This is a genomic window from Micromonospora sp. NPDC049201, from assembly GCF_055586805.1.
The window spans coordinates 1-25,623 of record NZ_JBVJHM010000004.1 but is presented as its reverse complement, the minus strand read 5'-3'; the positions used below and the strand labels follow the sequence as shown (position 1 = coordinate 25,623).

Here is a 25,623-nt window from a genome sequence, read left to right as displayed (position 1 = left end):
GTGAGTTCAGCGAGGAGGGGCGCTGAGCAAACCGGGGTTCGGGTCGTGCGGTGTGTGGATGGGTCGCGCCCGCGGCGGGGGACGCTCCAGCCCTCACCGTCCGCGCCGATTGCATGCTCGGCGTGCGAGGGGCGGGGCTGGAAGATGGCCAGCCCTCGCCGCTCGCTCCGGGCTCCCGGTGACCCGAACCGGTTGCAACGGCGCAACTGCCTCGACTGCGCAGGCACCGGCGTTCAGGGGCAGGGGGCGGGGCTGGCGGTCGTCTGACAGCGACGGCCGCCAGCCCTCCGATCATCACGCGGCAGTCTGCCGCGTCCTGAGTTGGCCCGGGGTGGGTGCGGTGGAAGCGCGGTGTCGGCCGCGCTCGGAAGCCCGCCCGCCTCGGCGCCCCGGTCATCCGATACGCGGAAGGCGGGTAGTCATGGTCCCGAAGCCGGGAGACGTGCTCTACGTCAATCGGCGCGCGTCGGTGCAATTCGGCGGCGACCGAGCGTTGATCTTCCGGGTCATCACGGTCTCCGGCGAACTGGCCTACCACGACTGGATCTGGCTGACCGGCTACGTACTCGACCAGGCGGGCACCGCCCTAGCACGTCGAGAGATCTTCGTGCAGAAAGCGGGACTGCTACGGACGGACCCACCGAAGGCCGTGGTCCGCCAACCGCGTCGACGGCCAGCAGCAGCTACGCCAGCCAGGAACAGCCCTCGGCAGGGAACAACCGCGACGACTTGATGGGAGAGTTCGATGGCAGTGGGAGTCTTTCGTGTGGCCTCGCGGCTCGCACCGATGGTCCCTGAGCAGGTGCGCCTACAGCGGTTCCGGCGTACCGGGTTCGGCCGGCGGGGTCTCGTCGAGGCACACGTCTACGCGTTCCTGCATCGCGTCGTCGACGAGCTGATTGCCAGGGATCGGGTCGAGGCGAGCCTCCGGGAAGAGAACGCCCGGCTGAAGAACGCCCTGCGGGACTGGCAGGGCGGCTACGCGCCGAGGCCGGGTCAGATGGACGGCAGCGCATGGACAGGGGATCAGCAGCGCAGATAGCCTGTTGACAAGCTGAGTTGTCGTCTGGAGTGAACCGGTGCCGATCGAGGTTGCGCCGCCGAAGTACGTGGTGATCGTCAACGCGGTGCAACAGCGCATCGATGACGGCACCTACCCGCCGGGTGCGATGCTGCCCAGCGAGACCGAACTCATCCGCGAGTTTGGCGCGTCCCGGCCCGTCGTGGTCCGGGCCCTTGATCTCCTGCGGCAGGGCGGCTGGATCGAGAGCCGCCAGGGCAAGGGTCGGTTCGTCCTGGGCCGTCCGGGCGGCACCGACCAGCGATCACGTGAACGCCGGTACGGGCTACTCGACGACGACGAGCGGGCCGGATCGACGCTGCTGGCCGCCGGCACCGTTCCCGCTCCCCCACGAGCCGCTGCCGCCCTCGGCGTGAAACCGGGGACTCCGGTCATGGCACGTCGGCGCCTCATCACGGTCGACGGCGTCGGCCCGGTGGAGCTGGGCACGGCGTTCCTGCCCGTCGAGCTGGCCGACGGAACCGGCGTGGGCTCCCAGGACGTGATGCCGGAGGGCCTGCTCAGGCACGTCGCCTCCCGCAAGCGCCTCAAGCTCGACCACGTGACCGAACGCATCTCGGCGCGGCTACCCAGCACCGAGGAAGCGGAGCTGTTGCAGGTCCGCGAAAGTGATCCGGTGCTGACCGTGCTCCTGGTCATCTGCGACCGAAGCGCCACGCCACTTCTGGCGGTGGACGTGCTCCTTCCCGCCTCCCGGCACGATCTGGAAGACGTCTACCCGCTCGACTGACCAAAGTGGATTAGCCACTTGACAAGTCAAGTTGGCACTCTTTACCTTCAATCTAACTTAACAAGTCAACTAGTCGAGTTGCCTTGTGGATTTGGAGGTCTCGTCGTGGTTCCGATGACGTTGAAGGTGCCGGTCCCGTCCGAGTACGTCTTCCCCGCCGGCGCGCTCTGCCTCGGCGTCTCGCCTCAGATCGACTTCGAGCGGCGGGGCGAGGCGGACAACCAGGCGCGCGACAAGGACACCGGCGAGCGGGTCTGGTTGGTGCGGGTGATGGACCTGGACCCGGAGGCGGGGAAGTTCGGCCGGTCGACCGAGGTGAAGGTCAAGGTCGTGGCTCCGCAGCAGCCGGTGCCGCCGCCGTCGACCGTTCCCGGCTATCCGCCAGCCGTGGAGTTCGAGGGCCTGACCCTCACCCCATACGTGGACTCGCAGCGGTGCAAGCCGGGTCGTTCCTCGGGTGACTGCCGTTCCCGCATGGCGTACTCGCTGCGGGCCACTGCGATTCGTCCGGCGTCGGTGGTGCCGGGCTCGGTGGCGGCCTGACCGCTGCTGGTTGTGCGCGCGGGGCGGGTCGTTTCCCCGCCAAGAGTCCCGACCCGTCCCGCGCTCTGCCATCCCTCATCTGGCGAAGGAGGGCGTGATGCCCACCGTAATTCCCCCTGCCCTGATCATCGCCGCGCCCCTGCTCCTCGGCGCGGCCCTGGCCCTCACCCGCACCCGCTCTCTCCTGGCCGGTCTGCGCTACGCATACCGGGAGACCGAGGCCGCTATCCGGTCGGCTCTGCGGCTGCCGCCGGCTTCCGCCCGGGTTTACGCGATCCGCTGCCCCCGCTGCTGCCGGTGGGTGAAGCCGCGCCGGTTCGACCTGCGCCGCATGTCGTGCCACTCGTGCATCTCGACGCTGGGGCGCTCGGCTCGGGGTGGTGACCTGTGCCTCTGATCAACGTCATTCCCGGGGACAAGATCCCCATGGCGCCGATGAACGTGCGCCTTCCTGCCTGGCGGGTTCCGGGTTGGCTGCTGGTGCTGTGGTGGCTGGCCCGGGGCCTGTTCCGCGCCTGCGTGCTGGCGGTCCGGTACTGGTGGCTCACCGCCCCCGCCGCCCTCTTCCTGTGGATCCGGGTCGAGTTCGGCGGCCTGGTCCTGGCCGGCGTCGTCCTGACTGTTGCCGCCGGCTGCGTGGCATGGTGGCGGTGGCACTCGTCGTCGTGGTTGCGGTTCGGCTGGTACCCGCTCGTCAGCCGGGTCCGTGCGCTGTTGGTCTACCGCCGGCGGTGGGCATCCGTGATGGCCACGTGTGGGCTGGCGACGGCGTTCGCCGGTGACCGCTATGTGCCGCAGCTCCTGCGGGTGCGCTGCGACCGGTTCGGCGACGAGCTGACCGTCCGGCTATTGCCGGGGCAGATCCCGGACGACTGGGGGCAGGCCGCGGAACGCCTCGCCTACGCCTTTCGCCGCCGCAGCGGACAGGCGCGCTCGACGGCACGACCGGACCGCGTGGTGGTGCGCCTCGTACGCCGTGACCCCCTCGCCGCCGTCGTGGCGCCGCTTCCGGTGGCTGACGTGCCGGAGCTGGGCGGGCTCGTCCTCGGCGTCGACGAGAACGGGCAGCCGTATCGGCTGCGGCTGGCCGGGTCGCATGTGCTGATCGCGGGGGCGACCGGCTCGGGCAAGGGGTCGGTGCTGTGGTCGCTCCTCCGTTCCCTGGCCGGCGGTATCCGGTCGGGCCTGGTGGAGGTGTGGGCGTTCGACCCCAAAGGCGGCATGGAGCTGGCGGCAGGGGTGCCGCTGTTCACCCGGTTCGCCTACGACGACCCCGACAGCATGGCCGGTGTCTTGGAAGAGGCCGTGAAGCGGATGCGGCTGCGCGCGGCCCGGCTGCGCGGGGTGACCCGCCAGCACGTGCCGACCCAGGAGGAGCCGTTGCTCGTCCTGGTCGTCGACGAGCTGGCCGCGCTCACCGCGTACATCACCGATCGGAAGGTCCGCGACCGGATCAAGGAATCACTCGGGCTGCTGCTGTCGCAGGGCCGCGCGGTCGGCGTGCACGTAGTCGCCGCGTTGCAGGACCCGCGCAAAGACGTGCTGCCTTTCCGCGACCTGTTCCCCACCCGCATCGGGCTGCGGCTGACCGAGCCCGAGCAGGTGGACATGGTCCTCGGCGACGCCGCCCGCGACCGAGGAGCCCTCTGCGATCGCATCCCGGAATCGTCGCCAGGGGTGGGATTCGTGGTCCTCGACGGCGTCCGCGAACCCGTCCGGGTTCGGTTCGCCTACCTCACCGACGACGACATCCGCCAACTCGGCCGCGACTACCGCCGCCTCTGCGACGACACCGACCAGGAGGTGACCCCGTGAAGAAGACCGACACCGAACGCGCCGAAGGGCTCGCCCTGGTGCTCATCGTCCTCACCGTCGGCGGCCTGGCCGGAGCCGCGTCGTTCACCCACGTCCACGACTGGACCATGGCCAACTCGCCTACCGGTACCGGGGACTGGTTCGGCTGGGCCAACGCCGCCATCTCCGAACTACTCCCCTTCGCGGCGCTGCTGACCATTCGGCGACGCCGCCGCACCGGCGGTCCGGTCGGCTATCCGCTGTTCCTGCTCGTCTGCGCTGTCGCGCTGTCCCTCGCCGCGCAACTGGCGGTGGCGAAGCCGAGCCCGTCCGGGTGGCTGCTGTCGGCCGTGCCCGCGCTGGCGTTCCTCGGCCTGTCCAAGCTCGTCTTCTCCACCGCCCCGGCGGCGCCCGTCGACCAGCCCGCCGGCGACCGGGGCGAGGTGCCGCCTGGCTACGACCCGATCGAGGACAACCGGCCCGTGGTGGTCGACGCCGTCGACGAGGACCAGGCAGCGCGGCCGGGGGTTGCGGCACAGCGGCCGGGCCTGGTGCCCGTGCCTGCGGCGGCGTTCATGCCTCGCCGCGCCGCTGGCGTGATTCAGGGGGTGCGGCCTTGATCGCCGAGTGGATGCTCTTCGGGCAGGGGTGGCCGCACGTGGCGCAGGTCTTTCGGGTCGGCCGCCCCGTGCTTGGCGAAGTTGCGGCGTGCGTCGAGCAGGCTCAGATTCCGGTTCGGCCCGCCGCGTACTCGGCCGGCGTCGTGCTCGTCTTGGCCGTCGTCCTCCCAGAAGCAGACCTCGCAAATGTCGTAGCCGCCTCGCTCGTCGAGGGTGAGGTAGCCGCAGCAGGGGCAGGCGTAGGGGCCGCCTTCGGGTCCTCGGTACACGTTGACGAACTTCCCCGCGTCATCCCGCATCACGACGCCCAGCTTTCCACTGCCGCCGCGGGAGGGGTGTCCTACCGATGACGCAACCGACGCTCACCGCCGTTGAGCAGCCGCGGCCCGGTTCACGGGCCGACCGGATGCGCAAACCACTCGCCAAGGACGCGCTCAAGCAACTCGCCGAGTCGCACGGCGTCTGCGTCCGCCCCCTGGCCCTGCGCCGCACCGACACCGCCACCGGCCTGACCGAGGTCGTGGAAGTGCCGTGCGGGGCGACCCTGGCCGTCAAGTGCAAGCCATGCGCCGAGAAGGGCCGGCGGCTGCGCATCCAGCAGATCCGGGAGGGCTGGCACCTCGCTGACGAGCCCGCCATCCGACCCGACAAGCCCGGTGAGGACGCGCTCGCCCTCGTGCGGGTCCGGGCGCACCTGGAGTTCGAACGCGAAGCCGTCCAGTACCAGCCGATGACCCCAGACGAGCGGGCCGCCCAGGTGGCCGAAATCGACGCCGCCATAGCGGAACTCGACGAAGCCCTCGGCGAAACCAGCCTGCGCGGCCACCTCACCCCGAAGGAACGCGACGAACGACCCCGCCGCAAGCGATCCACCCGCCGACGCCAAGACTCGCCCGACCTGCCCCGGCTCCCCGTCGACCCGCGCACCGTCGGCCGGGCCTACGCGGGCCGGACGGGAAAGACCTACCGGCCGTCGATGCTGGTCACGCTGACCCTCGACTCGCATGGACCCGTGCACTCCCACCTCCGCCGCGGCGCATACATCGCACCTTGCGAGTGCGGCACCCGGCACGGCCCGCACGATGACCTGCTCGGCACCCCCGTCGACCCGGCCGGCTACGACTACCGGCGCGCGGCCCTGGACGCGATCCACTTCGCCCGGGTCCTTGACCGGTGGTGGCAGAACGTCCGCCGCGCCGCCGGCTGGAACGTCCAATACGCCGGAGCGGTCGAGCTGCAACGACGACTCGCCCCTCACGCGCACTTCGCCATCCGGGGCACCCTGCCGCGTCGGCTGCTCAAGCAGATCGCCGCCGCCACCTACCACCAGGTTTGGTGGCCACCCTTCAACGAACCGGTCTACCGGGTCGACAAGCCGCCGGTCTGGGACGTCGACCGACAGGCATACGTCGACCCGAAGACCCGAGAGCCGCTGCCCACCTGGGGCGAAGCCCTCGACGCCCTGGAAGAACCCGACAGCCGACCCGCCTACGTCGCCCGCCTGGGCCGCATCGACGCCCGCGGCATCGAGCAGGGCACCAAGGACGCCGAACGGTCCATCCGCTACGTGACCAAGTACGTCACCAAGGATCTGACCGACCAGGCCAAGCCCCGATCCGACCCGCAGAAGGCGCACTTCGACCGGCTCCACGCGGAACTCTCGGTGCTGCCGTGCTCGCCGACGTGCGCGAACTGGCTGCTCTACGGCGTTCAGCCGGACGGCGTCAAGGCTGGTTTGACCCCGGGCCGGTGCACCGGGAAGGTCCACCAACGCTCCACCCTCGGCTTCACCGGCCGCCGCGTGCTCGTCTCCCGCCAGTGGTCCGGCAAGACCCTAGCCGACCACCGCGCCGACAGCCGGGCATGGGTGCGCGCCATCCTCGCCGGCGGCATGGCCGACACCGAAGAGCACGACCAGGCGGCCGACGACGCGGACGGATCCAAGCGGTACCGCTTCGAACTCGCCCGACCTGAAGACCCCGACGTACCGCCACTGGAGCACCGGCTCCTGCGCGCGATATCCGCCCGCATCCGCTGGCGCGCGGACCTCGACACCGCACGGCTACGAACAGCCGCGCTCTCGCCGTCATCCGATCAACCTGCCGCGCTCGCGGCCTGAACCATGGGGGAAATCTTGTCTAACGTCGTGCCATTCGAGCTGCGTCAGGCCGGCCCTCGGGTTGGTGAAGTCGGCTCCGAGGTCAGGCCGGTCCGGGCCGTCTACACGGTCAAGGAGGTGGCCGCGATGCTGTCTCTCTCGGTCAGCTCGGCCTACGCCCTGGTCCGGGCCGGGCAGATCCCCGCCGAGCGTCTGGGGCGACGCTGGGTGGTGCCGCGTAGCCGTTTCCATGCCTGGCTTGACGGCGCGGCCGGCGCACTCTCGGCGACCGGGACCGACTCACCGCGTAGGGGTTGGTGACCGTGGGCTTCGTGAACAAGACGCCGGCCGGGACCTACCGGGCGAACTGGCGGGACTCGGCCAACCGGCAGAAGGCCAAGACGTTCCGTACGAAGAAGGAGGCGAACGCGTACCTGGCCGAAGTGGAGGGCACGATCAACCGGGGCACGTACGTCGACCCGCACGCGGGTCGGATGCGGTTCGGTGAGTTCGTGACGCGGTGGCTGGCCGGGCGGTCGGTGGAGGTCCGGACGGCCGAGCGGACGGAATCCATGCTGCGGGCACATCTGCTGCCGCAGTGGGCGGACTGGCCGTTGTCGCGGATCGACTACCTGGCGGTACAGGAGTGGGTGACGAACCTCGGCCGGACCCTGGCGCCCTCGACGACGGCGAAGCACCTCGGCATGCTCTCGATGATCATGCAGACGGCGATCCGGGCGCGGCTGATCGCGGTGAACCCGTGCGAGGGGGTGCGGATACCGCGCAACCGGGCTGGTGAGGCTCGCGCCGGCATCATCAGCCGGGAGGCGTTCCTCGGCTGGCTGCTGCCCGCTGTGCCGGCCGAACACCGGGGGATCGTCTGCGCCGCCGCCGGGGCGGGACTGCGCTGGGGCGAGTGTGCGGGTCTGCCGTGGGAGGCGGTCGACCTCGACCGTGGGCTCGTGCACGTCGCTCAGGTGGCGGTGGAGACCCATGGCGGGATCGTGCTGCGGGCGTACCCGAAGACTCGGGCCGGCGTGCGCGCGGTGCCGATGCCGCGGTTCCTCGTCGACGAGCTGCGGCAGCGGCGTGGGGCCGGCTCGCCGGACGGCCGGGCGTTGGTCTTCGCCGACCGGGATGGCGGGCCGCAACGGCGGTCGAACTTCCGGCGGCGGGTGTGGCTGCCGTCGCTGGTGCGGGCCGGCCTGCTCGGGCGCGTGACCGAGGTGGCGCCGGGCCGGTGGCTGGCGGTGTGGCCGGATCGGGACGGGCGGGAGCAGCGGGCGGAGTTCGCCACGGAGGCGGCGGCGGTCGCGCACGCGGCGGCCTCGGCGGTCGGCGGGCTGAGGTTCCACGACCTGCGGCACTCGTACATCACGTGGCTGGTGTCGGACGGGGTGCCGGTCAACGTGGTGCGGCGGGTGGCGGGCCACGAGAAGGCGTCGACGACGCTGGACCGCTACACGCACACGCCCGACGACTACGCCGACCGGGTCCGGCTGACGTTCGCTGACGATTCGCTGACTTTCCGCCCGGCGTCGGGCCCGACCGAGCCGGGGAAGGCGCTCCCACCAGGGCGGGAGCGCTCCACACAAAGGGACGACCCCCGTCGGGGGGAGACGGGGGTCGTCGGGTGGTTCGGCTCCGGGGGGGTCGAGCCGAACCGACTCAGCGGTCACGGGGGGTGCAACCGCCGAGGGCCTCCAGCAGCGACGGGACGTGAACTCCCGTCGTGAGGACAAGCATGCCGCAGCCGACCCTTATACGTCGAGTGGTGTTCACTCCACGCAAAGCTAATTTCTTGCGCGTTCGTGTGACCGGCGTCACTCAGCCGGGTGCACCTCAGGTTAGGGGTCCGGGCCGGGCGGCTCTGGGCGTCCCGTCCGGCTAGACTTTCGCGCCGTGGGCCGTGGTGCCGCTTTCTTCGATCTCGACAAGACTGTCATCGCCAAGTCGAGCGCTCTGGCGTTCGGTCGGCCGTTCTACCGGGACGGGCTGATCACTCGGCGTGACGTGGTCAAGTCGGCGTACGCGCAGCTGATGTTCCGGCTGGGCGGCACCGACGAGCAGACCATGGCCCGCACCCGGGACTATCTGGCCACGCTCTGTAAGGGCTGGCCGGTGGAACAGGTCCGCCAGATCGTCGCGGAGACGCTGCACGAGCTGATCAACCCCTATGTGTACGCCGAAGCAGCCGCCCTCATCGAGGAGCACCAGGCTGCCGGCCGGGATGTCGTGCTGGTCTCCGCCTCGGGCGAGGAGATGGTCCGGCCGATCGGCGAGCTGCTCGGGGTGACCGACGTGATCGCCACCCGGATGGCGGTCGTCGAGGGCCGCTACAGCGGCGAGGTCGAGTTCTACGCGGCCGGCCCGAGCAAGGTCGACGCTGTGGGCGAGCTGGCCCAGGAGCGCGACTACGACCTGGCCGAGTCGTACGCGTACTCCGACTCGTACAGTGACCGGCCCCTGCTGGAGTGTGTGGGCCACCCGTCCGTGGTCAACCCGGACCGGGCGCTGCGCAGGCTGGCGATGGAGAACGCCTGGCCGGTGCTGGAGTTCCGGCATCCGATCCCGCTGGGCCGCCGGTTGCGGGAGCGGCCGGCGGTGCCGGTCGCGGCGGCGGCGCTGGGCGTGGGCGTCGGTGTCGCCATCGGCATCGCCTGGTACGGCCGGCACCGCCGCACCCGGGCCGTCGCGCCCACCGCCTGACCAGGTTCGGCCGCGACCGTCGGGGAGACGGCACCACGAGAAGACAGCACCACCCGAAGACAGCACGCCCAGAAGCCGGAGGCACCCAGGAGCCGGAAGCGCCAGGAGGCAGCGCGCGTCAGGAGGCGGCGAGGATCTCGTCGCCGATGAGCGTGATCTGCTCCGCTCCGACCTCCACCGCGGCCATGTAGTGCCGCAGCCAGGAGCGCAGGCCGTCCGGGGTGCCGGTGGCGAAGGCGCCGGCCGCGCCGACGTACTCCGGTTCCCGCTCACGGTGCCCGACGTCCACCGCGACCAGCCCACGGGGGTCGAACCCGGTGGAGATCAGCACCAGTCGCGCGGCGGCGCGGGCGACCACGCCGGAGGGGCCCGGGAACGGGCGCAGGTTCAGCAGTTCGCCGTGCACGACGGCGGCCAGCACCAGCGGCGGTACCTTCGTGCCGCCGGCCACCAGGCCGGACAGGCCGTCGAGGCGGGCCGCCACCACCGGGTCGGCGACCGGGCGTCCCAGTTCCTCCTCGGTCACCACGTCCCGGGCGGCGAGCACGTGCAGCCGGGCGAGCACCTGTCGGGGCGCCTTCGGCCAGAGGTCGCTCAGGCCGGGCAGCGCGCCGGCCACCCGCAGCGCGCCCTGGAGCACCGGGTCGGTGACCGTACCGGCGCGTACCTCCTCGCGGTCGTGGTCCCGGCCCTCCAGCGCGGCGCTGGCCACGGCCGAGCGGAGACTGATCTCGGCGGCGAGGGGACCGCCCTGGCGGCGCAGCGCGCGGTGCCGGTGGGCCTGGTCGACCCGGTCCCGGGCCTGCTCGACGGCGGGCGCGACGTCGGCGAGCGCGAGCAGCGGGGCGAGCGGATCGGTGGTCACCCCGTCACGCTAGCGACACGGTCCGGGGCGTTAAGAGGGGGCCCTTTCTCTACCGGAGGCGTTAACAGGGGGCCCGGCCTTGCACCTCGGCGCGGAGGGGGAGCCGCTGAGCGCGCGGAGCGGGGCGGGCGGTCGCGAGTGGGGTACGGCGGGACTAACCTTCCCCGGAGTAGGGAGACGCAGGTCACGCGACGAAGGAGTCACCGTATGAGCGAGGCATTGGCCAATCTGCTGAACGAGACGCGCCAGTTCCCGCCGCCGGCCGAACTCGCCGCGAACGCCAACGTGACCGCGGAGGCGTACGAGGAGGCGACCGCCGACCGACTCGCCTTCTGGGCGCGTCAGGCCGGCCGGCTGAGCTGGGCCGAGCCGTGGGAGCAGGTGCTCGACTGGTCGAACGCCCCGTTCGCGAAGTGGTTCACCGGTGGCCGGTTGAACGTGGCGTACAACTGCCTGGACCGGCACGTGGAGGCGGGCCACGGCGACAAGGTGGCGATCCACTGGGAGGGCGAGCCGGGCGACACCCGCACGGTCACCTACGCGGACCTGCACCGGCTCACCTGCCAGGCGGCGAACGCGCTGACCGAGCTGGGCGTGACGGCCGGTGACCGGGTGGCGATCTACCTGCCGATGATCCCGGAGGCGGCGGTGGCGATGCTCGCCTGCGCCCGGATCGGCGCCACGCACAGCGTGGTGTTCGGCGGCTTCTCCGCCGACGCGTTGACCAACCGGATCCAGGACGCCAGCGCCAAGGTGGTGATCACCGCGGACGGCGGCTTCCGCCGGGGCAAGCCGTCGGCGCTCAAGCCGACCGTGGACGAGGCGGTGGCGAACTGCCCGTCGGTGGAGCACGTGCTGGTGGTCCGCCGCACCGGCGAGGAGGTCGGCTGGTCGGCTAAGGACCACTGGTGGCACGAGACGGTGGAGACCGCCGCGCCGGAGCACGAGGCGCAGGCGTTCGACGCCGAGCACCCGCTGTTCATCCTCTACACCAGCGGCACCACCGCCCGGCCGAAGGGCATCCTGCACACCACCGGCGGCTACCTGACCCAGACGTCGTACACGACGCACGCGGTGTTCGACCTGAAGCCGGAGACCGACGTCTACTGGTGCACGGCCGACATCGGCTGGGTGACCGGGCACTCCTACATCGTCTACGGCCCGCTCTCCAACGGCGCGACCCAGGTCATGTACGAGGGCACGCCGGACACCCCGCACAAGGGCCGGTTCTGGGAGATCGTCGACAAGTACCGGGTCAGCATCCTGTACACCGCGCCGACGCTGATCCGCACCATGATGAAGTGGGGCGAGGACATCCCGGCGGGCTACGACCTGTCGTCGCTGCGGCTGCTCGGCAGCGTCGGTGAGCCGATCAACCCGGAGGCGTGGATCTGGTACCGGCAGTACGTCGGGCGCGGTGAGCTGCCGGTGGTCGACACCTGGTGGCAGACCGAGACCGGGGCGATGATGATCTCGCCGCTGCCGGGGGTGACCGAGGCGAAGCCGGGTTCGGCGATGGCCCCGCTGCCCGGCGTGGTCGCCGACGTGGTCGACGACCAGGGTGAGTCGGTGCCGAACGGCGGGGGTGGCTACCTGGTGCTCACCGAGCCGTGGCCGTCGATGCTGCGCACCATCTGGGGTGACGACAGCCGGTTCCTGGAGACGTACTGGTCGCGGTTCGGGGCGGGCGCCAACGCCGGCGACAAGTGGGTCTACTTCGCCGGTGACGGTGCCAAGAAGGACGACGACGGGCACATCTGGCTGCTCGGCCGGGTCGACGACGTGATGCTGGTGTCCGGGCACAACATCTCCACCACCGAGGTGGAGTCGGCGCTGGTCAGCCACCCGTCGGTGGCGGAGGCGGCGGTGGTCGGCGCGACCGACCCGACCACCGGGCAGGCGATCGTCGCGTTCGCCATTCCGCGCGGCAGCGCGGAGACCACCGGCGACGCGGGCGAGCAGCTCATCGCCGAGCTGCGCAACCACGTGGCGCGGACGCTCGGCCCGATCGCCAAGCCGCGGCAGATCATGCTGGTGCCGGAGTTGCCGAAGACCCGCTCCGGCAAGATCATGCGCCGGTTGCTGCGGGACGTGGCGGAGAACCGGTCGCTGGGCGACGTGACCACGTTGCAGGACTCCTCGGTGATGGAGTTGATCTCGTCGGGGATGAGCGGCAAGTCCGACGAGGACTGACCACACCGGTACGGCGAGGGGCGGGTCGCGCGGCGGCCCGCCCCTCGTCGTACCCGGGAGCCGTGCCGGTCGATCGGCGGAGGAGCACTGGCCTGTTCACCCCTGTCGATGGTGCTTCCCGTCGACTACGTTCAGCCGCACCGGCAAATTTCGACACGCGTCATCGAGACGGCCGGTCCCTCACCATTCCCTACGAACGGAGTGGCATGCTCCCCAGTTCCCAGTCCCGGGCCCGCCGGCGACTACTCGTCGCGCTGCCCGCCATCGCCCTCGCGGCCACGTCGCTGACCGTGACGGGTAGTGCGTCGGCTCAGCCGTCCCGCTCCGCGCCGGCCACCATCGCGGCGGACGAGTTCTACATCAACTACGCCGAGCCGGAGGTGCAGCCGGACACCGGCGGCAAGGAGGCCAAGGGCAAGGACGGGGTCTTCTCCGCACCGGCGGACGAGGCCCGCGCCTACGACCGCAAGTACGCCGGCGGCAACCCGATCGCGGCCCGCGAGCTGGCCAAGCTGGAGGCCAAGTCGATCCGGACCGGCCAGAGCCCTCGCAAGATCAAGAAGGCCAAGAACACCCAGACCGCCAAGCTGCTGACGCTGCTGGTGGAGTTCAACGACAAGGCCAACGACGACTTCACAGGCGTGATGGTGCCGAAGACGGTCTTCGAGGACCGCACCTGCGTGCCCGGCACGGTCCAGAACGGGCCGCGGCACAACACCATTCCGAACCCGGCCACGTTGCCGCACAAGGACAACAACTCGATGTGGGTGCCGGACTTCTCGCCGGCGCACTACAACAAGATGCTCTACACCAAGCAGGGCATCACCGAGCGGGTCCGCAAGGACCTCAAGGGGCCGGACGGCAAGCCGGGCATCAGCCTCGCGGGCCGGACCATGCACAACATGTACCTGGAGATGTCCAAGAACGCGTACACCGTGGACGGGCAGGCCAGCCCGTGGATCACCGTGCCGCACTCGGAGGGCTGGTACGCCGCCTCCCGCTGTTTCCAGGACGAGAACGGCAACTGGGTCGCCGGCCGTGAGCAGTCGATGAACGGTCACCCGGACAACCCGCAGGGCGCGGGCCGGCTCGCCACCGACGCGATCGACGCGTTGGCCGCCGCCGACCCGAACTTCCCCTGGGCCGACTACGACATCGAGGACCAGAGCGACCGCGACGGCGACGGCAACTTCCACGAGCCGGACGGCGTGATCGACCACCTGGTGCTGGTACACGCCAACCAGGGCAAGTCCCGTGGTGGCGGCGACGTCGGCGTCTACTCGGTCTGGGCGCACTCCTCCACCGTGGCCGGTGGCTACACCATCCCGGGCACGAGCCTGAAGGTGTCGAACTACATCGTGCAGCCGGAGGACGCCGGTGTCGGTGTCTTCGCCCACGAGTTCGGGCACGACCTGGGCCTGCCGGACCTCTACGACACGTCCGGCAACGCCGACTCCGACGTGGACTTCTGGGACCTGATGGCGTCCGGATCGCACTCCGGTGAGATCTTCCAGGCGCTCCCCACCCACATGGGCCTCTGGGACAAGTGGGTGCTCGGCTGGGCCGAGCCGAAGACGTTCGGGCCGGGCGACCGGGCCAAGCTGGTCAAGCTCGGGCAGACTTCGCGTACGCCGGTGGGCACCGAGGACGGCATCAAGATCGACCTGCCGGACAAGGTGATCACGCTGGCCGAGCCGCACAGCGGCGCGAACATGTGGTACTCCGGCGCCGACCAGGCCTGGGCGGACGTCAAGCTGAGCCGCACGGTGAGTGTCCCGAACGCCGCCGACGCGAAGTTCTGGATGTGGAACGACTTCGTCATCGAGGAGGACTGGGACTACGGCTTCGTCGAGGTCTCCACGGACGGCGGCGCCACCTGGACCGAGCGCAAGGTGTACGACGAGTCCGGCGCGCTGGTCTCCACCGATGACGGCTACGCCGACCCGAACGGCCGGATGGTCGACTTCGGCAACAAGAAGTACGGCCTGACCGGCAGCACCGGCGGCTGGCGCCACGACTACGTGGACCTGTCGCCGTACGCCGGGCAGACCGTGCAGGTCCGGCTGCGGTACGCCACCGACGAGGCGTTCCAGGAGCGCGGCTGGTTCGCCGACGACTTCTCGGTGACCGGCGGCGGCGCCACCACCTGGAGCGACGACGTCGAGGGCGGCGCGGCCGGCTGGACGCAGACCGGCGGCACGTTCACCGACACCACCGGCGCGGGCTGGCACGTCGACTCGGGCACCCAGGTCCGCTCGCACTACTACCTGGCCGAGTGGCGCAACTTCGACGGCTTCGACAAGGGCCTCAAGTACGCCTACGACACCGTCTACTCGCACGAGGCGTGGAAGGTCGACCGGATCGCGTACAACGCGCCCGGCATGCTGGTCTGGTACCGGGACACCGAGCTCGGCGACGTCAACCACGTCACGGCGCAGATGACCGCGCTGCCCAGCTACGGCGCCAAGGGCGGACTGCTGATCGTCGACTCGCACAACGACCCGCTGCGTCGCAAGGGCGTGGCGGCCGAGAAGGACCCGTCGGTGCTGGACAACCTGCCCAGCCGGCCGCAGTCCTCCAACGCCGCGTTCGGGTTGACGAAGACCTACCCGTTCAAGGAGTGCCTGGAGGCGGCCGACGAGCCGTACAGCGAGTACTGCACCAAGTTCGGCGCGCAGGCGCCGGTGCGGGGCTTCACCGACAACAAGGGCTGGTACCCGGGCATCGAGATCCGCGACGGTTCGCCGTACGCGCGGGACAACGACGCCTCGGTGGTGGTCCCGTCGAAGGGCAACCAGCAGTACACGACCCGGGTGGTGAACCCGGACGGCACCCCGGCGACCGACTACTACGGTTCGACGCTGGGTGGCGGGGCGATCGTGCTCGGCACCGGCAACCCGGGTGACGCGGGCGTCGGGTACGGCACGTCGATCATCATCAAGCGCGCCGCCAAGGACAACGCGTACGCCCTGGTGTACGTGGTTCCGCCGCGGAGCTGATCGACAACTCCAAACCGGAACCGGAATGCCCGGAATACGGGCCGAACGAGCCGGATGACGGACGGGCCGGGAGCATGGCGCTCCCGGCCCGTTCCGCATATCCATCCGTTTCACTACCTTCGGCCGAACGGCCATCGCCGCTGGTCAACGCCGAGGTGACGAACCAGAGTGTGACGGCGAAAGTCAACCCCAACAAAAAGTTGCTACAAATCGACGCACACATCTTCACAGCAGTCCCGGCAGTGTCTATGTTCACCGTGGGTCCCACTTGTGGGACGTTCCACCGGCCCGTACCCCCATGGGGCCGGTTCCCTCACACCGGAGGTACCACGTGCGCAAAGTCGCAGTGGGTCTGCTCGGGCTTTCGCTGACCGCGACGGGGCTGATGGCGGGCACGTCCGCCAGCGCCGCGCCGACGCCGAAGCTGCCAGCCGCCGCCCCGTCGGTGGCCGAGCCTGCGCAGGCTGAGCACGACCTGCCCAACCCGCTCGAGGACAAGCGGCGCGCGCTGCGCCAGGAGGGCCTCAGCGAGGTCCTGTCGGGTAGGGCGAAGGCCCAGAAGATCAACGGCAGCACCGTCGTCAAGGTTGGCGAGAAGGCTGCCGAGGGTGCCGCGGCGGGCAAGGCCGCCCGGAGCACCAAGGCCGGCAAGGGTCCCACCGAGGACCAGTACGTCGAGCTGTCCCGCGAGAAGACCGACAAGATCTTCGTCATCCTCGCGGAGTTCGGCGACGAGCGGCACCCGAACTACCCGGACCAGGACACCGCCCCGGCGGTGCCGGGTCCGACCCGGTTCGACGGTCCGCTCGTCAACCAGATCCCCGAGCCCAACCGGGCCGTGGACAACTCCACGATCTGGCAGCCGGACTTCAGCGCCGACCACTTCCGGCAGATCTACTTCGGCACCAACCCCGGTGACGAGTCGCTGAAGCAGTACTACGAGGCCCAGTCCTCGGGTCGGTACAGCGTCGACGGCGAGGTCACCAACTGGGTGAAGGTCAAGTACAACGAGGCCCGCTACGGCCGTTCCAACGGCTACCCGTGCGCCTCGAACGTCTGCAACAACACCTGGGCGCTGGTCCGCGACGCCGCGAACCAGTGGGTCGCCGACCAGAAGGCCCAGGGCCGCTCCGACGAGGAGATCGCGGCCGACGTCAAGTCGATGGACGAGTGGGACCGTTACGACTTCGACGGCGACGGCAACTTCAACGAGCCGGACGGGTACATCGACCACTTCCAGATCGTCCACGCCGGCGGCGACCAGGCCGACGGTGACCCGATCCAGGGTGAGGACGCGATCTGGAGCCACCGCTGGTACGCGTTCGCCAGCGACCAGGGCAACACCGGTCCGGAGAACTTCCCGGCCGGCGGCACCCAGATCGGCAACACCGGCGTCTGGATCGGTGACTACACGATCCAGCCGGAGAACGGTGGCCGGAGCGTCTTCTACCACGAGTACGGCCACGACCTCGGTCTGCCGGACGACTACAACGTCACCAGTGGTGGGGACAACAACAACGAGCACTGGACCCTGATGGCCCAGAGCCGGCTCGGCGCCAAGAACGACGCCGGCATCGGCGACCGCGGCGGCGACCTCGGCGCCTGGAACAAGCTCCAGCTCGGCTGGCTCGACTACGAGGTGGTCGTCGCCGGTCAGAAGCGCACCCTGGAGCTGGGCCCGCAGGAGTACAACTCCGCCAAGGCGCAGGGCGCCGTGGTGGTGCTGCCGCAGCGGGCGTACGAGTTCCAGAACGGCAAGCCGTTCGAGGGTACGAAGCAGTTCTTCTCGGGCAACGAGGACGACCTGAACACCACGATGACGCGGAGCATCGACCTCACGGGGAAGAGCAGCGCCGCGGTGTCGATGAAGGGCCGTTACAGCATCGAGGCGGACTTCGACTACCTCTTCTTCGAGGCCTCCACCGACGGTGGCCAGAACTGGGTCTCGCTCCCGGGCACGGCCAACGGCCAGGCCCTGAAGGAGATCTCCCCCGGGCGTTACGCCCTGGACGGCTCCAGCGACGGCAACTGGGTCGACGTCAACGTCAACCTGGACTCGGTCGTCGGCAAGGCCGTGCAGTTCCGGCTCCGCTACCAGACCGACGGTGGCGTGTCCGAGGGCGGCTTCTACGGTGACGCCCTCACCGTGACCGCCGACGGTCAGACGCTGCTCACCGATGGCGCCGAGGCCGGTGCCCCCGGCTGGACGCTCAACGGCTGGAGCATCGTCGAGGAGACCTACACCCGTCTGTTCGACAACTACTACATCGCCGGTAACCGGTCGTACGTCTCGTACGACAAGTACCTCAAGACCGGCCCGTACTTCTTCGGTTACGCGAACACCCGCCCGGACTACGTGGACCACTACGCGTACCAGGAGGGTCTGCTGATCTCCTACTGGAACCTCCGGTGGGCGGACAACGACACGTTCGTGCACCCGGGTGAGGGTCGGAACATGATCATCGACGCCCACCCGCGGCCGATCTACAACCTGACCGGGGCGCCCTGGCGGGCCCGCGTCCAGGTCTACGACGCGCCGTTCGGCCTGAAGAAGGCGGACTCGTTCACGCTGCACCTCAACAGCCAGCCGCAGTACATCCGTGGCCAGGCCGCGCAGCCGCTGTTCGACGACACCCAGCAGTACTGGTACCCGGAGCTGCCGAACCACGGCGTCAAGCTCCCGGCCACCGGCACCAAGATCAAGGTTCTGGAGCAGGACGGCACCTCGCTGAAGGTCCGCTTCTCCTGAGCCACTGATCCACGCGACACCACGACGAGGCCCGGGCAGGTCACCTGCCCGGGCCTCGCCCTGTGTCGGACGGGAACCGTCGCCACCCGCGGCGCGTCCCAAGCGGGTGACCACAACCCTCGACCGCCGGCTCGCCGCGGTCCTCGCACTGCCCCTGGCCCTGGCGCTGGCCGGCTGCGCGAACCCGGAGAACGGAGGAGACGTGTCCGCGTCCGAACCCCCCGCCGGTCCCGGCGCACCCACCGGACCCGTCGACGCCACGCCGCAGCCCCCGTCCCCGGCCGCACCGCGCCCGACCGCACCGCGCCCGACCGCGCCGGCCCCGGCCGCCTCCACCGGCCGGCCCCCGCTCTCCGCGACCGATCTGCCGACGCTCCGGCCGCCGACCGGGCCACCACGGCAGCCCACCGACCAACGCAAGCCGAACGTCCTCGCCGGCCGGCTCAGCCACGGCGGAAACGGCCCCTGCTACACGCTTGTCACCGACGACGGCCAGGAACACGCCCTGTACGGCCCGGACCAGGGCACCTGGCCCGCCGGCACCTGGGTCCGGGTCACCGTCGGCCCGCCGCCGGCGGGCGTGGAGTGCGGGCCCGGGCGGCTGGTCGGCCTGCTGCGCATCGAACGCGTGGGCTGACCCGCTCGACGCCCTGTCCCGGAGAATCCCCTGATCCTGGGCACCTACGGGACCGGCGGTCGACCGGCGGCCCTAGGCTGTGCCCCATGACCGACCAGCGCGGCGGGTTCGCCGACGAATCCTGCGTCCTGCCCGAAGGGCCGTGGACGCACCGGTTCGTCGGCGCCAACGGCAGCCGGTTCCACGTCGTCGAGGCGGGCACCGGCCCGATGGTGCTCTTCCTGCACGGCTTCCCGGAATACTGGTACGCCTGGCACGAGATGCTGCCGGCGGTCGCCGACGCCGGCTTCCGCGCGGTCGCCGTCGACCTGCGCGGTTACGGCGCGAGCGACAAGCCACCCCGGGGGTACGACGGCTACACGCTCGCCGCCGACGTGGCCGGCCTGATCCGCGCGCTCGGTGAGCGGTCCGCCACCGTGGTCGGCACCGGCGCGGGCGGCCTCATCGGCTGGACCGCCGCCTCGTTCCACCCCACGCTGGTCCGCCGGCTCGTGGTGCTCGGCGCACCGCACCCGCTGCGGCTGCGGGCCGCCATCGTCGCCGACCCGCGCGGCCAGTTCGCGTCCGCCACGGCCACGCTGAAGTTCCAGCTCCCCCGCTACGAGCACGTGCTGACGCGGGACGACGCCGCCGAGGTGGCGGAGATGCTGCGCCGCTGGGGCGGGCCGACCTGGGTCGACGGCCCGGACTTCGACGACTACGCCCGGTGCTGCCGAGTGGCGATGCAGATCCCGCAGGCCGCGTTCTGCGCCCTGGAGGGCTACCGCTGGGCGTTCCGGTCGGTGCTGCGGCTGCACGGCTACCGGTTCGTCAAGCTGATGCAGAAGCCGCTGGTCGCCCCGACCCTGCAACTGCACGGCGCGCTGGACCGGGCCTCGCTCCCCCGCACCGCGCAGGGCTCCGGCCGGTACGTCAGCGCGCCGTACGAGTGGCGGCTGCTCGACGGGGTGGGCCACTTCCCGCACGTGGAGGCGCGGGACGTGGTGCTCGGCGAGATCCTGCGGTGGGCGAAGTCCTGACTCAGACCCGCTGCTCGCCCAGCCCGGCCACCTCGGTCGCGGGCGCCCAGCCCTGGTAGACGCCGAAGTCGAACGCCTCCAACCCCATCGCCTCCGCCACCGGCCAACGCCCACCTGTGTACTCCACCCGCAGCCAGCCCTCGTGCTCGGCCAGCACGATGAACGGCTGCCCCTGCCAGGTACAGGTGGTCCGCACGTACGCCAGGTCGTCGACCTCGGCCGCCGGCACCACCCGGACGTACCGGCCGGGGCGCGCCTCCGTGAAGCCCTCGTCCGGTTCGGGCTGGTAGAGCCGCACGTCGTCACCGTCCGGGCTGGCCTGGTACTCCCGGCCGCGCCACCGGGCCACGTAACCGTCGCGGCTCACGCCCCGTCCGCCTTCCGCCACAGCAGCGCGTCGGTGTCCAGCACCGCGACCAGCCGGGCATCGCCGTCGGCGGCGACCCGCCACAGCTCGGCGCCGTGCGGCAGCCGGGCACTGTCCACCTTGAACTCGGCGATCACGTCGCTGCTCTCGCCCGGCGCGAAGCCGTTGCCCCGGAACGGGTACCGCTCGATGACCCAGCCCTCCATCGCCCGCATCGCGGCCTCGTTCTGCCCGCCGTACGGGATCCGGTAGAGACTCGGCCGGTAGGCCGGCCAGCGCAGCAGGTACAGCTCCTCGGCGTCCCGGGAGAACGGGGACCCGGGATGGCCGAGACCGAGCGCGTCGAACAGCTCCGCCGGCGTACGCAGGTGGGCCAGCTCGCCGGCCCGGTGCACGAAGCCGGACACCCGGTCGTAGCCACGCTCCAGGTAGTAGGCGAGCTGGCTCGCCGCGATGGCCTTCTGCATGACCACCGGCCGGGTCGGCTTCGCCGTCGGCGCGTCCGGCCGCGGCTCGGTCGTGGGCGCCGGTCCGGTGGCGGGCGGCTCCGGCTCGGTCTCCGGGTCGTCGCCGAGCCCCACCTCGGCAGCCCAGTTGGCAAGCGCCAGGACCTGCTCCCCCGGGTACGCCGCGCCGACCGGCGTGTCCGGGTTGACCCGGAACGACCAGGCCACGTCCGGCCACTGACGGATGAGCTGGACGAACTTGACCCGTACCGTGTCGACCGGCCCCCCGGCGTGCTCGGCGAGCCGCTCCGGCGAGGTGTAGACCACCACGTACCGCACCCCGTCGACCGTCTCGGTACGCCAGGAGAAACCCGGATCGCCGGGCCGGCTGCCCGCCGCCGAGTCGAACGCGACCGGCAACATCACCCGGGCCAGCAGCAGCGTGGTGAGGAAGCCGTCCGTGTTACCGCTGGCGGCGGCTGCCAGCAGTTCCTCCTCCACGTCGTTCGCCGGCACGAAGTCCGGCTCGACCGCCGGGCGACCGGTGCCGTCGGTCACCGGCTCGACGCGCGGCTCCTCGGCGATGACGTACGGGATCGTCTCCGTCTCCAGCCCCGTCTCCGACGACGGGGACGGCTCCTCGGACGGCGACGGCGCGAAGAGCGACGTGGTCGGCTCGTCCTCCGCCGGCCGGCCCGGCGCGAAGAGTGACGTGGTGGCCTCGTCCACCGCCGGCGCGAAGAGTGAGGTGGTCGGCTCGTCCTCCGCCGGCGCGAAGGGTGACGTGGTCGGCTCGTCCTCCGCCGGCCGGCTGGCCGGCGCGAAGGGTGACGTGGTCGGCTCGTTCGTCGCCGACGAGAACAATGAGGTGGTCGGCTCGTCCGAGGGCACCGGCGCGAACAGGGACACCGTCGGCTCCGCCGCGACCGGCGCGGACAACGACGTGGTCACCTCGTCCCCGGCCGGCGCGGACAACGACGTGGTCACCTCGTCCCCGGCCGGCGCGAACAGCGACGTGGTCACCTCGTCCGAGGTTGCCGGCGCGGGCAGGGACACCGTCGGCTCGTCCGGGACCGGCGCGAACAGGGACACCGTCGGTTCGGCCGGGACGGGCGCGGCTGGGGAGGACAACGGCTCGAACAGCGACCTGGTGGGTTCTCCGGCGGAGGACGTCACCGGGTTGCCCGGCTCGTCCGACGGCGACGCCGACGCTGGCGACGTCGGCTGAGACGGTGAAGACGAAGGCGTCGGCGACGACGAAGGCGTCGGCGTGAACAGCGGTGTGGTCGGCTCGAACAACGACACCGTCGGCTCGTCCGGGTACCTGGCCGGCCGGGCGAGCGACACCGTCGGCTCGTCCGGTCCGGTCGGCAACGGTGCCGCGTCCGCCGGCACGGATGCCTCGGCCGCCGGTCGGAGCGGATCGAACACCGAGCTGGTCGGCTCGCTGGCGGGGGACGGGAACGGCTCGGCGGCGGCCGGCGAGAGCGGTGCCGTCGTCTCCCACGCCGACCCCACCCGGTCCGAGCGCGACCCGGTGGCGAACGGCTCGGTGGGGGCCGATGACCCGACGTCGAACGAGTCGGTGGCCGACGGCTCGGTGGCAAACGGCTCGCCAACAGACGGCTCGGAGACAGACAGCCCGGCTACAGACGGCTCGGTGACGAATGGTTCGGGCGCCCTGCGGTCGTCAGCCCACGCGGGCTCGTCGACGTCGACGGCCGGCGACCCGACCGGCTCGGCGGCGTCCATCCGGGGCACGACGGGGCCGGTGGCGGCGTACCCCTCGGAAGCTGGCCCGGCCGCCGCGGGTGCGGTCAGGTCACGGGCCTCGATGACGGTGCCCTCGATGACGATCGGCGTGAAGTCGCGGCGCGGCGCGGGCGGAGCGGACACCGGCTCGGCCATCGACGGTGGCAGCGCCTCGGCTTCCGCCGGGTCGTCGAGCGGGGTCCAGCCCGGCGCGTCGAGGTCGGTACGCGTTCCGGCCCACCGGTCGGGAGCGGGCGGGCCGGAGTGCCGGCGGGGCAGTGTCCGGGGGGTGTCCTCGGGCGGCCGGGCCGGCCGGAACGGCGCTGTTGGTTCGACCGGCGTCGGCGCGGGCTCGTCCGCTCCCACCCGGAACGGTCGGGTCTGGTCCTCGCGCACCGGCTCGTTCAGCGGCCGGCGCCGGGGGAACGGTTGGCCGCCGGCGAACCGGGAGGGCGGCGTCGCCCGCTCGCCGGACCGCCTGGGGGTGTCCAGCGGCGAGGGCCGCCGGGTCGCGCGGCCCGAGGTGGGCTCGAAGAAGGAGCGGGCCGGTGGTGGGGCCGGCGGCGCCGGCGGCTCGTCCGGCGTCGCACGGCCGGCCGCGAACGGGTCCGGCTCGTCGGGACGGCGACGCAGGTCGGTGAGCCAGCCGTCGAGCGCGTCCGGGTCGGCCCCGTTGCCCGCCCCGGCGCGGCCGTGGTCACCGGACGCCGGACGGCGGTGCGGCGCCGTCGGGGCGCGGCGGCCGAGGAGGGGAACGGATCGCATGGGTACGGTGGCGGGCTCCTCGGCCTCCGCCACCCGCCCGCCACGGCCCGACGGGGCCGGGGGTGTCGCGGCGGCCGGAACCGGAACGGACGGCGCCTCGCGGGCGGGTTCCGGGACAGCGAAGCGGCCGGATTCGGCGCCGACGTCACGCACCGGCCCGGGGACGGTGTCACGCACCGGCCCGGAAACGCTGTCACGCACCGGCCCGGGAGCGCCGTCGCGGGCGGCCCGGGCGGCGCTCTCCACCCGCTCCAGACGGGCTCGGGCGCCCATGGTCCGGCCGGGCAGCCGGACGTCGCCCCGGGCGAGCTGGGCGACGTACCAGGCGGGCAGGTAGCCCTCGATCGGCAGGCCCGGGTTCACCGCCAGCCACCACTCCTGGTTGGGCCAGCCGGCGGCCAGGTCCGGGTACGCGACGAGACGCGTGGCGCCGGCGTTCTCGCCCAGGCTGGCGCGCAGCGCGGCGACCGACGTGAACGCCAGCACGTGCGTGCGGCCCTCGGAGGTCCAGGTGCCCCACCCCGCGGTCGGGCCGCCGGCGATCGGCAGCACCAGATCGACATGGGTCAGCACACGGAAGTATTGCTGCTGGTCCTGCGCTCGTAGCGCGTCCCGCATCGCCACCTCGGCCTCGGTGGCCGGCTCCCATCCGGTCACGGGCCACCTCTCCTTCCGCGCACAGGCCACAGGCATCGCCTACAACCTACAAGGTGGTAACAAGATCACAATGCCTGGCCATCGACGGTCGGCCGTGGCGTCGGCGAGGCGCTAACATCCCGTTCCGGAGTCGACACGTTACGGAGGTCGTCGATGCCCCGGCCCCTCGCGCGCTCCACCGCGGTCGCGCTGGCGACCCTCCTCGTCTCCGGTCTGCCGGCGGCCCCGGCGGCGGCGGCCCGCGTGCCGTCCGGCTGCGCCACGCCGCCCGCGCCGGCCCGCCCGTTGGCCGAGCAGCCCTGGCCCCAGCAACGGTACGCGCCGGAGCGGCTGGCCCCGCTCGCGACCGGCGCGGGCGTGGTGGTGGCGGTGGTCGACTCGGGGGTGGACCGGTCCCATCCGCAGCTCGCCGGTCGGGTGCTGGCCGGCGCCGACTTCCTCGACCCGGGCGGGGACGGCACCCGCGACTGCGCCGGGCACGGCACCGGCGTGGCGAGCATCATCGCCGCCACGCCACGGCCGGGTGTCGCGTTCCGGGGCCTCGCGCCGGGCGCGCGCATCCTGCCGGTACGCGTCAGCGAACAGCAGGTGGTCGACGGGCGGGAGTCGGGGCGTACGGTCGACGCGGCCGACTTCGCCCGGGCCGTCCGCTGGGCCGTGGACCACGACGCCGACGTGCTCAACCTCTCGGTCGTGCTGTACGCGGACGACCCGGCGGTGCGCGCCGCGGTCGCCTACGCGGTGCGGCGGGACGTGGTGGTGGTGGCCGCCGCCGGCAACCTGCACGACAGCGGTGATCCCCGCCCCTTCCCGGCCGCGTACGACGGGGTGCTCGGCGTGGGCGCGATCGGGCGGGACGGGACGCGTGCCGCGTTCTCCCAGACCGGCCCGTACGTCGACCTGGTCGCCCCGGGCAGCGAGGTGCTGATGGCGGCACCCCGGCAGGGCCATCGCCGGGCGGAGGGCACCAGTTACGCCACGCCGTTCGTCGCCGGCACCGCCGCGTTGCTGCGGCAGTATCGCCCCCGGCTGCACGCGGCCGAGGTCGCCGGGCGGATCATGGCCGGCACCGACCCGGCACCGGGGCGGGGCGAGGGCTACGGAGCCGGGGTGCTCAACCCGTACCGCGCGGTGACCGAGTCGCCAGGCGGGGCGGACGCCCGGTCCGGCCGTGCGGCCGCACTCCCGGCGGACCACCCGGACCCGGCCATACTCGCCCGCCAGTCCCGCCGGGCCACGGCCCGGGACCGGGCGCTCCTGGTGGCCGGCGTGACAGGTGGCGCCGCAGCGCTCGTGGCGCTGCTGGCCGTGGTGCTACCCCGGGGAACCCGCCGACGCTGGCACCCCGCCAACCCCACCTGACCCCCACCCCACCCCACCCCCACCCCACCCGCGCGCCGATCTTGCGGTTGGTGCCCGGGCGAAACGGGCAAAACGCCTAACCCGGGGGCCGAAAGTGCAAGATCGCGGAAGCGGGGCGGGGGCGCGCGGGGGGGCGGGGGGCGGGGGGTGTCCCTATGGGTTTCGTCAAGCAGCGATTGAGGCGGTTGGGCGGGGTTGGTAGGGGATCTTGTCGCGGAGCATGGCGAACAGGACGTC

Annotated in this window: 21 protein-coding genes; 17 read left to right on the top strand and 4 right to left on the bottom strand. The window is 71.7% G+C overall.

Annotated features, from left to right (window positions below; genetic code table 11):
* Positions 1 to 421 precede the first annotated feature (421 nt).
* The 7 genes from ACZ6O5_RS09965 (at position 422) to ACZ6O5_RS09935 (ending at position 4,768) form a co-directional block, all read left to right on the top strand.
* The gene (locus ACZ6O5_RS09965; RefSeq protein ID WP_465975952.1) at positions 422 to 733 is read left to right on the top strand and encodes a hypothetical protein; all 312 of its coding nucleotides are present in this window, start codon (positions 422 to 424) and stop codon (positions 731 to 733) included.
* Positions 734 to 745: 12 nt separating this feature from the next.
* Complete coding sequence (locus ACZ6O5_RS09960; RefSeq protein ID WP_465975950.1) at positions 746 to 1,042, top strand: DivIVA domain-containing protein; 297 nt, start codon at positions 746 to 748, stop codon at positions 1,040 to 1,042.
* A 70-nt stretch (positions 1,043 to 1,112) separates the two neighbouring features.
* Positions 1,113 to 1,811 carry a GntR family transcriptional regulator gene (locus ACZ6O5_RS09955; RefSeq protein WP_465975949.1) on the top strand — a complete coding sequence of 233 codons (699 nt, stop codon included), beginning with the start codon at positions 1,113 to 1,115 and terminating at the stop codon, positions 1,809 to 1,811.
* 114 nt (positions 1,812 to 1,925) lie between these two features.
* Positions 1,926 to 2,354 (top strand): hypothetical protein, encoded by a 429-nt coding sequence (locus tag ACZ6O5_RS09950; RefSeq protein WP_281934512.1) that lies wholly within the window; start codon positions 1,926 to 1,928, stop codon positions 2,352 to 2,354.
* Positions 2,355 to 2,451: 97 nt separating this feature from the next.
* Positions 2,452 to 2,751, top strand: a complete 300-nt coding sequence (locus ACZ6O5_RS09945) for a hypothetical protein (protein WP_465975947.1) — start codon at positions 2,452 to 2,454, stop codon at positions 2,749 to 2,751.
* Entirely contained in the window at positions 2,742 to 4,169 is a 1,428-nt protein-coding gene (locus ACZ6O5_RS09940) for an FtsK/SpoIIIE domain-containing protein (RefSeq protein WP_465975945.1), read from the top strand. Before ACZ6O5_RS09945 ends, ACZ6O5_RS09940 begins: the two co-directional genes overlap by 10 nt.
* A complete protein-coding gene (locus ACZ6O5_RS09935) occupies positions 4,166 to 4,768 on the top strand; it encodes a DUF2637 domain-containing protein (RefSeq protein ID WP_465975943.1) in 603 nt (200 codons plus the stop codon). Before ACZ6O5_RS09940 ends, ACZ6O5_RS09935 begins: the two co-directional genes overlap by 4 nt.
* Here the strand turns inward: ACZ6O5_RS09935 and ACZ6O5_RS09930 are convergent.
* Positions 4,750 to 5,067, bottom strand: coding sequence for a CPCC family cysteine-rich protein (locus ACZ6O5_RS09930; protein ID WP_465976677.1), 318 nt, complete (start codon positions 5,065 to 5,067; stop codon positions 4,750 to 4,752). The genes ACZ6O5_RS09935 and ACZ6O5_RS09930 overlap by 19 nt on opposite strands.
* 47 nt (positions 5,068 to 5,114) lie before the next feature.
* On the opposite strand from ACZ6O5_RS09930, the gene ACZ6O5_RS09925 reads away from it, so the two are divergent.
* From ACZ6O5_RS09925 to ACZ6O5_RS09910, 4 genes are all read left to right on the top strand, one after another.
* A complete protein-coding gene (locus ACZ6O5_RS09925) occupies positions 5,115 to 6,887 on the top strand; it encodes a replication initiator (protein WP_465975942.1) in 1,773 nt (590 codons plus the stop codon).
* 3 nt (positions 6,888 to 6,890) lie between these two features.
* Positions 6,891 to 7,187: a helix-turn-helix domain-containing protein gene (locus ACZ6O5_RS09920; RefSeq protein ID WP_465975940.1), complete on the top strand. Its 297-nt coding sequence runs from the start codon at positions 6,891 to 6,893 to the stop codon at positions 7,185 to 7,187.
* Positions 7,188 to 7,198: 11 nt separating this feature from the next.
* The gene (locus ACZ6O5_RS09915; RefSeq protein ID WP_465975938.1) at positions 7,199 to 8,602 is read left to right on the top strand and encodes a tyrosine-type recombinase/integrase; all 1,404 of its coding nucleotides are present in this window, start codon (positions 7,199 to 7,201) and stop codon (positions 8,600 to 8,602) included.
* A 166-nt stretch (positions 8,603 to 8,768) separates the two neighbouring features.
* Positions 8,769 to 9,575, top strand: a complete 807-nt coding sequence (locus ACZ6O5_RS09910; RefSeq protein ID WP_281943557.1) for an HAD family hydrolase — start codon at positions 8,769 to 8,771, stop codon at positions 9,573 to 9,575.
* A 118-nt stretch (positions 9,576 to 9,693) separates the two neighbouring features.
* Here ACZ6O5_RS09910 and ACZ6O5_RS09905 read toward each other — a convergent pair whose 3' ends face one another.
* On the bottom strand, positions 9,694 to 10,440 hold the full coding sequence (locus ACZ6O5_RS09905; RefSeq protein ID WP_281943559.1) for a Fic family protein: 747 nt from the start codon (positions 10,438 to 10,440) through the stop codon (positions 9,694 to 9,696).
* Between the two features lie 207 nt (positions 10,441 to 10,647).
* Here ACZ6O5_RS09905 and acs point away from each other — a divergent pair, with 207 nt between their 5' ends.
* The 5 genes from acs (at position 10,648) to ACZ6O5_RS09880 (ending at position 20,037) form a co-directional block, all read left to right on the top strand.
* Positions 10,648 to 12,633, top strand: coding sequence for an acetate--CoA ligase (gene acs / locus ACZ6O5_RS09900; protein WP_465975935.1), 1,986 nt, complete (start codon positions 10,648 to 10,650; stop codon positions 12,631 to 12,633).
* 206 nt (positions 12,634 to 12,839) lie between these two features.
* Positions 12,840 to 15,632: an immune inhibitor A domain-containing protein gene (locus tag ACZ6O5_RS09895; protein WP_465975933.1), complete on the top strand. Its 2,793-nt coding sequence runs from the start codon at positions 12,840 to 12,842 to the stop codon at positions 15,630 to 15,632.
* Positions 15,633 to 15,978: 346 nt separating this feature from the next.
* Positions 15,979 to 18,381: an immune inhibitor A domain-containing protein gene (locus ACZ6O5_RS09890; protein WP_465976675.1), complete on the top strand. Its 2,403-nt coding sequence runs from the start codon at positions 15,979 to 15,981 to the stop codon at positions 18,379 to 18,381.
* 106 nt (positions 18,382 to 18,487) lie between these two features.
* The gene (locus ACZ6O5_RS09885) at positions 18,488 to 19,018 is read left to right on the top strand and encodes a hypothetical protein (RefSeq protein ID WP_465975931.1); all 531 of its coding nucleotides are present in this window, start codon (positions 18,488 to 18,490) and stop codon (positions 19,016 to 19,018) included.
* Positions 19,019 to 19,104: 86 nt separating this feature from the next.
* Positions 19,105 to 20,037, top strand: a complete 933-nt coding sequence (locus ACZ6O5_RS09880) for an alpha/beta fold hydrolase (protein ID WP_425785263.1) — start codon at positions 19,105 to 19,107, stop codon at positions 20,035 to 20,037.
* Position 20,038: 1 nt separating this feature from the next.
* Here the strand turns inward: ACZ6O5_RS09880 and ACZ6O5_RS09875 are convergent, their stop codons facing one another.
* Positions 20,039 to 20,404 (bottom strand): hypothetical protein, encoded by a 366-nt coding sequence (locus ACZ6O5_RS09875; protein WP_281943568.1) that lies wholly within the window; start codon positions 20,402 to 20,404, stop codon positions 20,039 to 20,041.
* The gene (locus tag ACZ6O5_RS09870; protein ID WP_465975929.1) at positions 20,401 to 24,024 is read right to left on the bottom strand and encodes an SseB family protein; all 3,624 of its coding nucleotides are present in this window, start codon (positions 24,022 to 24,024) and stop codon (positions 20,401 to 20,403) included. Before ACZ6O5_RS09870 ends, ACZ6O5_RS09875 begins: the two co-directional genes overlap by 4 nt.
* A gap of 153 nt (positions 24,025 to 24,177) precedes the next feature.
* On the opposite strand from ACZ6O5_RS09870, the gene mycP reads away from it, so the two are divergent.
* Positions 24,178 to 25,386 (top strand): type VII secretion-associated serine protease mycosin, encoded by a 1,209-nt coding sequence (gene mycP / locus ACZ6O5_RS09865; RefSeq protein ID WP_465975927.1) that lies wholly within the window; start codon positions 24,178 to 24,180, stop codon positions 25,384 to 25,386.
* Positions 25,387 to 25,623: the final 237 nt, after the last annotated feature.

Excerpts from the sequence above, each read along its gene's own strand:
- ACZ6O5_RS09965 (WP_465975952.1), top strand. The coding sequence starts at position 422 with ATGGTCCCGAAGCCGGGAGACGTGCTCTACGTCAATCGGCGCGCGTCG.
- ACZ6O5_RS09960 (WP_465975950.1), top strand. The coding sequence starts at position 746 with ATGGCAGTGGGAGTCTTTCGTGTGGCCTCGCGGCTCGCACCGATGGTC.
- ACZ6O5_RS09950 (WP_281934512.1), top strand. The coding sequence starts at position 1,926 with ATGACGTTGAAGGTGCCGGTCCCGTCCGAGTACGTCTTCCCCGCCGGC.
- ACZ6O5_RS09945 (WP_465975947.1), top strand. The coding sequence starts at position 2,452 with ATGCCCACCGTAATTCCCCCTGCCCTGATCATCGCCGCGCCCCTGCTC.
- ACZ6O5_RS09930 (WP_465976677.1), bottom strand. The coding sequence starts at position 5,067 with ATGCGGGATGACGCGGGGAAGTTCGTCAACGTGTACCGAGGACCCGAA.
- ACZ6O5_RS09925 (WP_465975942.1), top strand. The coding sequence starts at position 5,115 with ATGACGCAACCGACGCTCACCGCCGTTGAGCAGCCGCGGCCCGGTTCA.
- ACZ6O5_RS09920 (WP_465975940.1), top strand. The coding sequence starts at position 6,891 with ATGGGGGAAATCTTGTCTAACGTCGTGCCATTCGAGCTGCGTCAGGCC.
- acs (WP_465975935.1), top strand. The coding sequence starts at position 10,648 with ATGAGCGAGGCATTGGCCAATCTGCTGAACGAGACGCGCCAGTTCCCG.
- ACZ6O5_RS09895 (WP_465975933.1), top strand. The coding sequence starts at position 12,840 with ATGCTCCCCAGTTCCCAGTCCCGGGCCCGCCGGCGACTACTCGTCGCG.
- ACZ6O5_RS09880 (WP_425785263.1), top strand. The coding sequence starts at position 19,105 with ATGACCGACCAGCGCGGCGGGTTCGCCGACGAATCCTGCGTCCTGCCC.
- mycP (WP_465975927.1), top strand. The coding sequence starts at position 24,178 with ATGCCCCGGCCCCTCGCGCGCTCCACCGCGGTCGCGCTGGCGACCCTC.